Origin of the sequence: Chitinophaga sancti (assembly GCF_034424315.1) — a bacterium.
GTDB classification, from domain to species: domain Bacteria; phylum Bacteroidota; class Bacteroidia; order Chitinophagales; family Chitinophagaceae; genus Chitinophaga; species Chitinophaga sancti.
Window position 1 is genome coordinate 423,808 of the sequence record NZ_CP139972.1, and the last position, 11,761, is coordinate 435,568.

Here is an 11,761-nt window from a genome sequence, read left to right on the forward strand (position 1 = left end):
AAATTTGCAATCACTTATACCTATTATTATGGAACTGAATACTTCCCGTGAATACCCTATGTTCCTCATAGATATCACCCGCTTTCCGATATTAATCTATTTATTTCCGCTTTTCTTTTTTGATAAAAATGTCTCTTTTATTGGCTATCTTTTTATTTTATATATCGTCCTTGCGCAGCTGAATTATAAATTCACAACAAGGGTTCATCTCGATGAAGGGAGACTGATCATTCAGTACAGGCGGTTTTTTATTAGGAGGGAAAAGGTGATTGGGTTGAAGGGAATGGTGATGACGATGCAGGATTACGAGGATGTGTTAGTGAAATTGTTTTCTTCGCGTCGGGTAAATCAATTGTTGACGATTAAAGTGAATGGAGACAAGTTATACAGATTGGATACGAGAGAAGGGTATACTAAAGAGGCATTTTTGGAATTGATGCAGGCGGTAGGGAGAGCTCCGGTACTGGAATAAATGAATCCGGGAGCTGATTTGAATCATTAAGGAGTATGGAATAATGCTAAAAATATAAGTGCTGCTTATTATCTTTAGCCATTATGGTTACTCAGAAATTATTTTTTTGCATTGCATTATTTGCCACGTTTATTTCCACAAAATGCCTGGCACAACAGCCGTCTATATTCCTGGCTGATCCAACCATTTTTAAGGACAAAGGAAAATACTACCTCTACGGAACGGGCAGTCCGAATGGATTTCCTGTGTATGAGTCAGCGGATCTCAAAACCTGGAAACCCGCAAGAGGGCATGCAGATAGCCTCGCGCTGACCCGTGGCAATGCCTATGGCACAGAAGGCTTCTGGGCGCCCCAGGTATTCCAGCACAAGGGCGTTTATTACATGGCCTATACTGCCAATGAACAGATTGCAATAGCGACTGCTAAGCACCCGGCAGGCCCTTTTAAACAGGATAGCATCCATGCACTCAGGAGCAGGGGAAAGCAGATTGATCCTTTTATATTTTTTGATGACAACGGCAAGGTTTACCTCTATCATGTTAAGTTAGAACATGGTAACCGCATCTTTGTAGTAGAAATGAAACCTGATTTGTCTGATATTATTCCCGGTACAGAAAAGGAACTAATTGCAGGCACTGAGCCATGGGAGAATACGGCAAAAACTGACTGGCCTGTAACAGAAGGGCCGACTGTTATTAAAATCAAAAAGACCTATTACCTGGTTTATTCTGCAAATGATTTTCGTAATAAGGATTATGCAGTAGGATATGCTACGGCCACCTCTCCATTAGGGCCCTGGGTGAAGGCAAAGAATAGCCCGTTTATCAGCAGGCATAATATGGGTGAGAATGGAACCGGGCATGGAGACATTTTCTTTGATCAGCAGCACAATATGTACTATGTGTTACACACGCATCGTTCTGCAGATAAGGTTTCCCCTCGTGCTACGGGAATGGTTAAACTGAAATTGGTAAATCCGGCAAGATTGGTTGCTGATTCAACTTCTTTCCAATGGTTAAAAGCCGGGTAGAAATATCATCAGCGTGGTAGCCAAGCTACCACGCTGATCAAACTATTAAATCTTGCCAAATGACCCGAGCATTTCCCCTTTTGTCACTGTCTTTACCTCTCCGGCCTCGTTGTACAATTTACATGTAAACCGGATCTTTGTTTTTAAATACAGGGTGCCTGTAACATCTCTTGCATCTTCAATACTGATAATACTAAAGGTGCTACCCGTCTGATCTCCGCTACCATTATTCGATTGCCATTGTACACCATTGGGGTCTTTCCACCCGATACTAACACCATCCATAGTGGAGAAATCTTTGGTATAATTGCGGGTGCCTGCAGCAAAGAAGGCCCTAAACTGACTGTCTGAAGCTTTAAGATAACCGTGCATGGTACCGATCTCGATTCCGAAGCTGGTGGAGTTTGCGGGAGCATCATCATAGCCATAGATGATACTGGCACCGAAGCTCACATCATCTACTCCATTCAGGAAGGAACCGGGTTGCCAGTTGTTATACATCGTTGCGGACTGGGAATATTCCTTGCCATCAATGGTAATGGAATAGTGGTAATCCGAACTACTTCCACTGTTATCATTGCCGATAGCGGTAACGGTTACACTACAAGAGGTAGTGCCTATTTTATAGGAAATAGCGTTGGAGCCGGCGGCGATGGGCACCCCTGTACCCTGTAAGGTAATGGTTTGCGCACCGGTGGTGCTGAATGAGCCGGCACCCACAAAGACCATCCCATTTACGGCGCCGGTGGCCATGGACCAGTCGCCGGCTTTAGTAACATTTAGTTTAATTTTTATCAGGGCATCTGATCCTAAAGCTTTACCCACCTGGTAGGTACCGCTGATGCTGGCATCTTCGCAGCTGCTGATGTTATATTGGGCTGTTCCTCCCGTTACTATTCCTGTCGTGTCAGATCCTCCTGTTTGTCCAGTCGGCGGATCGATAGATTTTTCTTTTCCACAACCAAAGCTGATGACCAGCATGATGGCTATGAATGGCCGGAAAAGCCATTTGAGATCACAAAACATACTTTATTATTATTGTTTAATGCTAATACGGAACAATGCCAGGGGCACAAGATATCGATAATCGCAGTGCGAATGTATTAATTTCATGGTGAAATAGGAAAACAGGGTAGGGGTTGAAGTGAGTAAGGGCGTATTTTTTTAAGCTCTTAGGAAAGGAGATCTGGATTTAAATTATTGATTGCCACATATAATAGGAGTTCCCCGGGAGTAGCAAAAAAAAATTACCAATTACTGTAAGTTTTTGAGCGGATACGCTACTAATGAATAAACACTTAAAATGAAAGGACTGAAGTATTCCCAAACCATTGTAATCTGTATTGTGTTCTTATTAGCTGGCCTGAATGCGGCTATTGCCCAACAAAGGAAAGGCCTGTTGTGGGAGATCTCAGGTAATGGCCTGAAACAACCTGCTTATTTATTTGGTACAGTACACGTGTATGATACGACCCTGTATGCCTTGCCTCAGTTGCCGGCCGGCCTGGTGGATAAAATTGATAAGGTATATTTTGAAATGGATTATTCAAAGATAGACCAGGCGGAATTGATGGCGAGTATCCTTATAAAAGATAGTGCACAGTATTTGAATAAACTATTAGATACCGGAGCGATAGCAAGTCTTAAAAAGCTATCGGCATCGTCTCCTATGTTGAAAATGATGGGTAACCAGATTTATGCGGTTAAGCCATTCATCCTGATGTCATGGATTTCGGCGGGTGGGACGAAGGCAGCTACGGTGGATTTTGAATTGTTTAAGATGATGGTTGCGCAGCAAAAGCCCGTTGGCGGATTGGAAACGGTCAAAGAGCAGATGGCGGCGGTAGATGCGGTGCCACTGTCTAAGCAGGCGGATATGCTGGCGAAAGCGCTTGATGGAAGATTTTCGCTGGAGCAGCAGGTAAGCCGGGTGACGGAGGTGTATACAAGGCAGGAACTGGATAACCTGATGACAGTATTGAATGATAATATACCAGTGGATGCAAGTTTTGATGATGCGATACGCTTAAACAGGAATGTGACGATGGCTGATAAGATAGCGGCAATTCTTCGTACTGAGCATCCATTGATAGCTGTTGGGGCGGGGCATTTTGGTAATAATGATGGATTGATTGCTTTGTTAGAGAAAAAGGGGTATAGCCTGAAGAGTGTTCCGGTGCTTATCAGGAAGGTGAGGGAGTAGAGATTGATTTAAAGAGCATTCTATTTGTCATCAAAAGGTAGTGTGATAATAGTTAAATTGAATAATTATTAATTCCAAAATATGAGATCTAACCTAAAGAGCATTCTATTTATCATCAAAAAGGCAGTGTAGTAATGGTCAAAACTGAATTTCTACAATTGACTATGCCGCACCAGGGGATCATATTTAAGGTAGTGAATATCTATGCTGATCATAAGGAGGATAAGGATGATTTGTTGCAGGAAATATGGTTGCAGTTATGGTTAGCCTACCCCCGGTTTAAAGCGGCGAGTAAAATTTCAACCTGGATGTACCAGGTAGCTTTGAATACAGCACTTACGTATACACGTAATTCTGCAACGAGAAGTAAACACCTGCAGCATTTAGCAGCGGCACCGGCGCCAGTGGCAGATGACGATGATAAAGTGAAGCATGAGCAGGAGCGGCTGCTCTGGGAAATGATCCGATCGCTTCCGAATGCAGAAAAGGCACTCATCCTTTTGTACATTGAAGGGATTGGGTACCGGGAAATCGCGGAGATCACGGGAGAATCGGAGAGTAATGTAGGGGTGAAGCTAAACCGGATCAAACAGAAAATGAAGAGTAATTTGAATACTAACACTAAAAAACAATAGTGATGGAAATGCAGGACGACTTCGAATCTCTGTTAAAAGGAGCGGCCGGTAATTTTGGCCAGGAATCGCTTTCTGAGCAGGCCCTAAGTGAGATGATTGATGATAGACTGATGGAAAGCAGGAACAGGTTGAGGGCTGAATTCCGTAAGGAGATCATGTTGATTGTAGTCACGTTGGTGTCGATCATTTATTTACTGGTGCAGTTGTATCGGCATCCACATCAGTACCGGCCACAGTTTTATGATAGTTTAAGGGTGGCAATACTGGGCGGGGTGGTATATTTAGTGGGTAGTTTTGTATTGTTCCTGCGCCTGGTGCAGGTTGCGAAGACACAGAAAGATATGGGTGTAAGGGGGTATATAAAGGGGATCTATACAAAAACGGAGCGGGCTTTGCTAACGTATCTGTGGGTTTCTACGATTGCATCTACAGGTACGCTGGCGACGGTATTGGCATGGAATCCCAAATTGGGGTGGTATTGGATGGTAATTGGTATTTTTTTGATGGGAGTGGGGATGTATTATTTGAATAAGATATATACGGATAAGAGGTTTGGAAAAAGGTTGAGGGAGATGAAAGGATTGCTGGAGGAGTTTGAATGACATCCCCTTCAGCCGTTCATCACGCCGCAGTGCAGGGTTGAAAATATTTGCCTATCTTAGGCTGGAACTCATTTCATAATTGCTATTTATGTATTGATTATCAATTGAAAATGCCAGTTTGTGAAATGAGTCCCGATAACCCATATCAACCTTACAATTATGAATTCCCGTCGTGTATTCCTGCAAAACGTAGCCATGGCTTCTATGGCCATCCCGTTCACCAATTTCAAGCTGTACGAAGAGAAAACCCTTCGCGTTGCCATCTGTGGCCTAGGTAGCTACGGTACCCGTGTAGCCGAAGCCATCCAGTCCTGTTCCCGCGTCAAGCTGACCGGTGTGATTAGTGGCACGCCTTCTAAAATTAAGAAGTGGCAGGAGAAATATAATATCCCCGATAAGAACTGCTATAGTTACGAGAACCTCGACAAGATCAAAGACAATCCCGATATAGATGCTGTGTACGTCATTACGCCGAATGCCCTGCACCATGTCCAGGTGATCCGGGTAGCCAAAGCAGGGAAACATGCTATTTGTGAAAAGCCGATGGCTGTTAATGCGAAGGAAGGGCAGGAAATGGTAGATGCCTGTAAGCAGGCGAATGTAAAGCTGTTAGTGGGGTATCGCATGCATTTTGAACCAAATACCCTGGAGGTGATCCGGATGCGGAATAAAGGAGATTTTGGAAAGGTGCTTTTCTTCCAGGGATTGTGTGGGTTTAAAATAGGTGATCCTTCCCAGTGGCGGCTTAATAAGCAGTTAGCCGGCGGCGGATCGCTGATGGATATAGGCATCTATGCCATCAATGGTGCCAGGTATATGACAGGAGAAGACCCTATATGGGTGACTGCGCAGGAGAGCAAAACGGATCATGTGAAGTTTAAGGAAGGGGTAGATGAAACTATCCAATTTCAGTTTAGTTTCCCCAGTGGAGCGACTGCTTCCTGTTTGTCAACTTATGCAATGAATAACCTGGATCGGTTCTTTTTGAATGGTGAGAAGGGCTTTGCCGAGATGCAGCCTTCTACAAATTATGGTCCTATTAAGGGGCGTACTAATAAGGGAGAACTCGATAAGCCACATACGATTCATCAGGCGGTACAGATGGATGAAATGGCGGCTATTATTTTTGATAATAAGCAAGCGGTGGTGCCTGTGAATGGCGAAGAGGCGGTAAAGGATCTGAAGATTATTGATGCGATTTATGAGGCAGTGCGGACGGGGAATAAAGTGAGTTTGAAGTTATGAGATAATGGGGAGGAAGAATCAGGGAATTCTGAATTTGTATAGCAGTGAGGAGAGAGAATAAAGTAATTCTGAATTTATGGGATAATGCGAACCAGGAATTAAGTAAGTCTGAATTATAATGCAATGCGCTCAGTGCATTATATAATGCCGAATTCATAATTATTGTTTCAATCCAGACTGTAACTTGCATACAGATAGCTACAGTTATTTCGAATCGTAGCTTCGGAACAAAATAATCTACATTCCCGCAAACTATGTGGAATCAATTTTCATAAGCCTGTATTTCATTCATTAATGATGCGTCTGCGGATGCAATAGCTTAAACAACTCCATCTTCAGATCTTCATCCTTGTACTTATTCAGTTTCTCGGTCTCAATCTCGTACCAACCCTTCTTAGTGCCTAAGGTGCCGATAACGAATGTATGACCAGCCTGAGCGGGTTCTCCTGTTTGGGGGTGCTTTTTGGAAAGCGCAACCACCACATCTTTGTATTTTGACATATCGTGAATTTACTATTAAATCACCAGATGCAGCGCATGATTCCAATCAGGCTAACTTCACTTCATTCATATATGGATCTAATACCCGGTATACCTTCCCCGGCCCGAACTCCGCTATAATATAGCGTGAGCCGGCGGCCCGCATCGACAGCCCTCCTCAACTTGTAGCATCTCATGGCAATTATTTGAATTAGTTGTATTTTCCCTCCTTATGAACTTATCAGGTACAAAGCTGGGATTTTTGAGTAATAGTGAAAGGGCGCTGAAAATTTTAAACAGGGATTGGTCCAACCACCCCTTAGGTGCTCCCGAAGAATGGCCACAGAGCCTTTGCACAGCTATTTCAATGTGCCTGTATGCCCCCACGTCACAATTGATCTTCTGGGGAGATGAATGTTTTCAGTTTTATAATGATCATTATAATGGACCGGCTGCCATCGGAGAGCCATTCCGCGACCCTGTGCAACTGCCATTAATCAGGCAGGTCATGCAGAGCGGCGAACCTGTTATCGCAGGAACCCGCCATTATAGTCCTATTCATATTGAAAACGGAAAGCCGGGGGGAGTTCTCTGCACGATCACCCAATCAACAGGCAACATCTACCAGCAACAACTACTTCGTGATATTATTAAGCAGGCATCAGATCCTATTTTCATCCTCACGGGTGATGAGATGGCGCTGACCATCGCTAATGAAGCGCTTTATAAACTATGGGGCATTGACAGCACCTCCCTGGGTAAACCCCTGCCAGAGATCTTTCCGGGCACCAACGGACTGGAGATTGCTGCTATGTTTGAAGACGTGTACCGGAATAACAGGATCGTGAAGGGGCATGAAAAAGCCTTCGTTGTAAAGAACGCAGAAGAAAATCTGCAGACCTCCTACTTTAGTTTTATTTGCCTGCCCTTTGTAGACATTGATGGTACCATTACCGGCGTAACGGTCATTGCTAATGACGTGACCGCCCAGGTGACCGCGAAGAAACTGCTGACCGAAAGTGAACGTTTATTCAGTGCATTGGTCAGGGCTACCTCTACCTTAGTATATCGCATGAGCCCAGACTGGATCGTCATGCGCCAGCTGGAAGGAAAAGGTTTCCTGGAGGATGCTGGGAACCCCATCCCGAACTGGATTGAACATTACATCCCGGAAGAACAACATGAAAGTGTATGGGCGAAAATCAGGGAAGCGATTCAGCAGAAATCCGTTTTTGAAATGGAACACCAGGTGATACTGGCTGATGGCAATGTGGGGTGGACCTTTACAAGAGCGATTCCTGTGCTGGACGAAGCGGGGGAGATCTTTGAATGGTTTGGAGCGGCTTCTGACATTACCTACCGCATAAATACCGAAAAGGAATTGCAACTGGTCAAGGATGAATCTGATCAGACAAAGCGTTTATTGCAGGCCGTGTCCAACAGTACGCCAGACCTTGTATATGTATTCAATCTCAATTACGAGTTTACCTACGCAAATAAGGCCCTGCTGGATATGTGGGGATTGACCCGGGAAGAGTCTATCGGCAAGCGTCTGCTGGAAATTGGCTATGAGCCCTGGCATGCGGAGATGCATGAACGGGAGATCGATGAAGTGGTGGTAACGAAGAAGAGTATTCGTGGAGATGTGTCTTTATTAATGCAATTCTTACTGCCTTCAAATTACGTTTGCTACCACCTCATAGTTCCTTCCTGATCGCTTTCAGGTATTTCGGTTTATTGGATTTCGCAAATACAATTTCTCTGCAGCCATTGAATTTCATAAATTCCTGCAGGGATTTTATCAGCTTTTCAAGAACCGTTTCATCCAGCGTGACATCCTCGAAATGTAAATTGTGCACCATCAATATTTTCCCTTTACGATCTGCTTTTGCATCCATCCTGGCAATGAAAGTTTCGCCTGCCAGTATTGGCAATGAGAAATAACCATAAATGCGTTTGGGTGCAGGTACAAAACATTCAATCTGGTAGTCGAAATGGAAGAAATCTTTCAGGCGGTGACGGAATACGTTGAGGATATCAAAGGGAGATAAAATAAAGACCTCGTTAGATAATTTTACATTGATCTTTTGGTCAGGCAGCATATAATAAGGCCCTTTCAAACCTTCTACAGTTACGGACTTTACTTCCCCTGAAGCAACCATTTTTTCAAGCTCTTTCTTTACCAGGTTGCCTTTTACCCTACGTGCCCGCCAGGCCATTTCTTTCGGAGAAGCGATACCGAGTGCGCCAATGGTACGAAGAATCACGAATCGCGCATATTCTTCTGCGCCAGGCATTGTTACATCCGTTTCCTGCGGCACCAGGTTGATCGGAAGATCATATACTTTTTGAAATTTCTTTGTACGGCTGATCATCAGTGTACCATACATGTACAATCTTTCCAGCGCCACTTTTGCCGGCCGCCAATCCCACCAGCCGGTGCTTGCTTCCTGTCTGTCGTTTTCAAAGTCTCCTACCATGACCGGGCCATCGCGTTCTATCTGGTCGATCATTTGTTTCATCAGCTTGCTTTCTGCAAGACTAGCTGTTTTACTATGCGCTTTAAACGCTTCTTTTACAGGGAGCGTAAACCGAAAATCGTTCATAGGAAGGAAGCCTGCATCGGAAGTGAAGTATTCAAAGACGCGCCCATCTTCACATAGATCTGCCAGCCATTCAAGCTGATAGCCGGGTATACGTGCCGCCATCACGTGATGGTGGGCACGCTCCACAACGTAGTTGGTATCGAGTTGTACAAACCCCAGGTGGTCTATGACCTGGTAAACGGCTTCAATACCTTTTCCGAATTGGGCTTTGCGGGCAAGACCTGCTGCTTCAAGAATGATCTTTCTGGCCTGGCTTTTTGTGAGGGCAACTGCTTCCATCTTACTAAGGTAAAAAAATCTTTTTTGGAGGGCTGCATATTATTAATGATTAAATTTAGATAGAATACTTTAACCTATGGCACAACAAATACTGATCCTGGGGGAACTAACTTCATTGGCAGAAACCTGTTGGAAAGATCGGTGGAGTTTCCGCAATACGAAAAAAGACACCATTGCATGTTATGATGAACTGGGATGGCCCATGCATCAATTTTAATCTTTACAAGTATGAGATACCTTAGTCTGCTGTTCCTGTTTATTACAGTTCATGCTTTTGCCCAGGATTGTAATTGTAGCACACAATTTAAATTCGTTAAAAAATATTATGAGGAAAATAACCCTGCCTTTCAGCAAATAAAAGCGGATCGGAAATTGTTGAACGCATATAACGATAGTGTCCGGTTCATCAGCAACCAGCTTTCGAAAATGCAGGGAAATGATCTGTGCAATATTTACTTTAGCCGGTATGTAAATTTATTAAAGGATCATCATAGCGGGATAGCCTTACAATTGCAGCGGGTTGTTAGTTTTTCTTCGCAGGCGGTGATCGATAGTTTTAAACAATCAGCGGCATATCGTGCGTTTGAAATAAAAGCCATTGATACCACGCAGGTATTGGAGCACTTAAAAAGTAAATCCCGGGATGCTATAGAGGGGATTTATACTTTAGGCAATAATATCAGGGTTGGTATTTTGGAAAACGGGAAGGATCATTATGAAGCAATTGTATTAAAGAAAACGAATTTACTGGAGCTGGGGCATATCCTGCTAACGCTGGATAGAATAGGTGAAAATGCGTATTCCTGTTTTTATAATATGGGCTTGTTAGGTTTTAATTTTAACCAGGTTTATACTGATCAGATTCACCTGGTGGATGGGAACTTGCCCCAGTTGGGCTATTTTAAAGCAGGTAGTGCTGCTGTTACTAACCAGTGGGAGTTTAAGATCCTGGATAGCAGTACCTGTTATCTCGCCATCCGGTCTTTCCTGGGAGAGCTGCAGCCACAGCTGGATTCATTGTACAAGGCCGTGATACCCGAGATACAAAAAAGAAAATACCTGGTACTGGATGTGCGGGATAATGGAGGCGGCGCCGAGCGGAATTATTTTGATTTACTGCAATTGATGTATACAAAGCCACTGGAATTGGACCAGCTGTCCGTTTGGGTCAGTCCTGACAATATCAAGGCATTAGAGACGCAGCAGACACCTGATACAAGGCTGATTGCGGCAATGAAGAAGGTGCCTTTATACACCTTTCTATCGCTCAATAAAGGTAAGCAGGAAACCTGGACAATGCAGGCTTCAGATTATCCTGAAAAGGTGGCGCTGATATATAACCACGGTACCGCGAGTGCAGCGGAAGGCCTGATTGTGTATGCTTTGCAAAGTAGTAAGGTAGTGACGATGGGGGCGCATTCCGGGGGATATATGGGATATGGAGATGTAACGACGGTGGACATTCCCTGCGGGAAGTTTGTGTTGCGGACCACGACTACGAAATGGAAGAATAAGTCAAAATATGAATTTATTGGAATACCGCCGATGGTTGTACTAGAGGAGGGAACGGATTGGGTGAAGAAGGCAGGAGAAGTGCTTTCCCGAAAGCACTAGCACCTTCATCAGCGGAGCCATCTATCCATATGCGGATAAGGTGTTTGCCCGCGTGTAGCGGAGGTCATACCGAGACTATCCAGCATCAGCATGCCTACGTATTCATTCTTGTCACAGCTATCCATAATGTCAATACTGCCGCCTCTATAGCCTTCTTTGTGAAAAACAAATGCGGGGTCGATATCCAGGTGGATACAGGCTGCATAAGACCAGGCGATTGCCATTACTTCTTCTGCTTCTCTGTCTTTTCTTTTGATGAGGGCGGTAGCACTGAGACCTGCACGGTCTTTGGAGGGTACAACAGCGATGTGCCCGGCTTCGTGAAGGAGATCTCCCGGGTATTGGAGCATGTTGGTGTCGATGACGATATTGCCGTTTTCTATCTGCAGGCCCGGCAGGAAGCTGGAGTCGTCAAGGGCTCTGAAAGAGGTGTTGATTCCGATGTCGTTAAGAAAGGCGATGCATTTGTTGAAGTCGTTTTGCTCGTTTTTTATCATATGATTACTAAGGTACGAAACAATGTTGGAAGGGGCGTACTTATTATCAGGGCGCATTTACTTGCAAAGCGGATGTCTCATGCAGGCAGGAGACATC

General features: G+C 44.3%; 13 protein-coding genes. 9 read left to right on the top strand and 4 right to left on the bottom strand.

The genetic code is table 11. The annotated features are described in order from the left end of the window. Positions 1–28 precede the first annotated feature (28 nt). Together U0033_RS01520 and U0033_RS01525 are read left to right on the top strand one after the other, a co-directional pair. Entirely contained in the window at positions 29–472 is a 444-nt protein-coding gene (locus tag U0033_RS01520; RefSeq protein ID WP_072357448.1) for a hypothetical protein, read from the top strand. Positions 473–555: 83 nt separating this feature from the next. Next, the gene (locus U0033_RS01525; protein WP_072357449.1) at positions 556–1,503 is read left to right on the top strand and encodes a glycoside hydrolase family 43 protein; all 948 of its coding nucleotides are present in this window, start codon (positions 556–558) and stop codon (positions 1,501–1,503) included. A 45-nt stretch (positions 1,504–1,548) separates the two neighbouring features. Here U0033_RS01525 and U0033_RS01530 read toward each other — a convergent pair whose 3' ends face one another. Continuing rightward, positions 1,549–2,529: a hypothetical protein gene (locus U0033_RS01530; protein WP_143150622.1), complete on the bottom strand. Its 981-nt coding sequence runs from the start codon at positions 2,527–2,529 to the stop codon at positions 1,549–1,551. A gap of 277 nt (positions 2,530–2,806) precedes the next feature. On the opposite strand from U0033_RS01530, the gene U0033_RS01535 reads away from it, so the two are divergent. The 4 genes from U0033_RS01535 (at position 2,807) to U0033_RS01550 (ending at position 6,188) form a co-directional block, all read left to right on the top strand. Then, the gene (locus U0033_RS01535) at positions 2,807–3,706 is read left to right on the top strand and encodes a TraB/GumN family protein (protein ID WP_072357451.1); all 900 of its coding nucleotides are present in this window, start codon (positions 2,807–2,809) and stop codon (positions 3,704–3,706) included. A 134-nt stretch (positions 3,707–3,840) separates the two neighbouring features. Then, positions 3,841–4,341: an RNA polymerase sigma factor gene (locus U0033_RS01540; protein WP_072357452.1), complete on the top strand. Its 501-nt coding sequence runs from the start codon at positions 3,841–3,843 to the stop codon at positions 4,339–4,341. Between the two features lie 2 nt (positions 4,342–4,343). Further along, positions 4,344–4,943 carry a hypothetical protein gene (locus U0033_RS01545; protein WP_072357453.1) on the top strand — a complete coding sequence of 200 codons (600 nt, stop codon included), beginning with the start codon at positions 4,344–4,346 and terminating at the stop codon, positions 4,941–4,943. 159 nt (positions 4,944–5,102) lie between these two features. After that, positions 5,103–6,188, top strand: coding sequence for a Gfo/Idh/MocA family protein (locus U0033_RS01550; protein WP_072357454.1), 1,086 nt, complete (start codon positions 5,103–5,105; stop codon positions 6,186–6,188). A 291-nt stretch (positions 6,189–6,479) separates the two neighbouring features. Here the strand turns inward: U0033_RS01550 and U0033_RS01555 are convergent, their stop codons facing one another. Continuing rightward, entirely contained in the window at positions 6,480–6,689 is a 210-nt protein-coding gene (locus tag U0033_RS01555; protein WP_072357455.1) for a hypothetical protein, read from the bottom strand. A gap of 211 nt (positions 6,690–6,900) precedes the next feature. On the opposite strand from U0033_RS01555, the gene U0033_RS01560 reads away from it, so the two are divergent. Beyond that, positions 6,901–8,382 carry a PAS domain-containing protein gene (locus U0033_RS01560; protein ID WP_072357456.1) on the top strand — a complete coding sequence of 494 codons (1,482 nt, stop codon included), beginning with the start codon at positions 6,901–6,903 and terminating at the stop codon, positions 8,380–8,382. Here the strand turns inward: U0033_RS01560 and U0033_RS01565 are convergent. Beyond that, positions 8,366–9,553, bottom strand: a complete 1,188-nt coding sequence (locus U0033_RS01565; RefSeq protein ID WP_072357457.1) for a winged helix-turn-helix domain-containing protein — start codon at positions 9,551–9,553, stop codon at positions 8,366–8,368. The genes U0033_RS01560 and U0033_RS01565 overlap by 17 nt on opposite strands. A 76-nt stretch (positions 9,554–9,629) precedes the next feature. Here U0033_RS01565 and U0033_RS01570 point away from each other — a divergent pair, with 76 nt between their 5' ends. Together U0033_RS01570 and U0033_RS01575 are read left to right on the top strand one after the other, a co-directional pair. Beyond that, positions 9,630–9,770 carry a hypothetical protein gene (locus tag U0033_RS01570; protein WP_177318546.1) on the top strand — a complete coding sequence of 47 codons (141 nt, stop codon included), beginning with the start codon at positions 9,630–9,632 and terminating at the stop codon, positions 9,768–9,770. Between the two features lie 11 nt (positions 9,771–9,781). Continuing rightward, on the top strand, positions 9,782–11,167 hold the full coding sequence (locus U0033_RS01575; RefSeq protein WP_072357458.1) for a S41 family peptidase: 1,386 nt from the start codon (positions 9,782–9,784) through the stop codon (positions 11,165–11,167). Positions 11,168–11,175: 8 nt separating this feature from the next. Here U0033_RS01575 and U0033_RS01580 read toward each other — a convergent pair whose 3' ends face one another. Beyond that, the gene (locus U0033_RS01580) at positions 11,176–11,664 is read right to left on the bottom strand and encodes a hypothetical protein (RefSeq protein ID WP_072357459.1); all 489 of its coding nucleotides are present in this window, start codon (positions 11,662–11,664) and stop codon (positions 11,176–11,178) included. Positions 11,665–11,761: the final 97 nt, after the last annotated feature.

Bases quoted from the DNA above. Each gene is read 5' to 3' on its own strand.
- U0033_RS01520 (WP_072357448.1), top strand. From the start codon at position 29: ATGGAACTGAATACTTCCCGTGAATACCCTATGTTCCTCATAGATATC.
- U0033_RS01525 (WP_072357449.1), top strand. From the start codon at position 556: ATGGTTACTCAGAAATTATTTTTTTGCATTGCATTATTTGCCACGTTT.
- U0033_RS01530 (WP_143150622.1), bottom strand. From the start codon at position 2,529: ATGTTTTGTGATCTCAAATGGCTTTTCCGGCCATTCATAGCCATCATG.
- U0033_RS01535 (WP_072357451.1), top strand. From the start codon at position 2,807: ATGAAAGGACTGAAGTATTCCCAAACCATTGTAATCTGTATTGTGTTC.
- U0033_RS01540 (WP_072357452.1), top strand. From the start codon at position 3,841: ATGGTCAAAACTGAATTTCTACAATTGACTATGCCGCACCAGGGGATC.
- U0033_RS01545 (WP_072357453.1), top strand. From the start codon at position 4,344: ATGGAAATGCAGGACGACTTCGAATCTCTGTTAAAAGGAGCGGCCGGT.
- U0033_RS01550 (WP_072357454.1), top strand. From the start codon at position 5,103: ATGAATTCCCGTCGTGTATTCCTGCAAAACGTAGCCATGGCTTCTATG.
- U0033_RS01555 (WP_072357455.1), bottom strand. From the start codon at position 6,689: ATGTCAAAATACAAAGATGTGGTGGTTGCGCTTTCCAAAAAGCACCCC.
- U0033_RS01560 (WP_072357456.1), top strand. From the start codon at position 6,901: ATGAACTTATCAGGTACAAAGCTGGGATTTTTGAGTAATAGTGAAAGG.
- U0033_RS01565 (WP_072357457.1), bottom strand. From the start codon at position 9,553: ATGGAAGCAGTTGCCCTCACAAAAAGCCAGGCCAGAAAGATCATTCTT.
- U0033_RS01570 (WP_177318546.1), top strand. From the start codon at position 9,630: ATGGCACAACAAATACTGATCCTGGGGGAACTAACTTCATTGGCAGAA.
- U0033_RS01575 (WP_072357458.1), top strand. From the start codon at position 9,782: ATGAGATACCTTAGTCTGCTGTTCCTGTTTATTACAGTTCATGCTTTT.
- U0033_RS01580 (WP_072357459.1), bottom strand. From the start codon at position 11,664: ATGATAAAAAACGAGCAAAACGACTTCAACAAATGCATCGCCTTTCTT.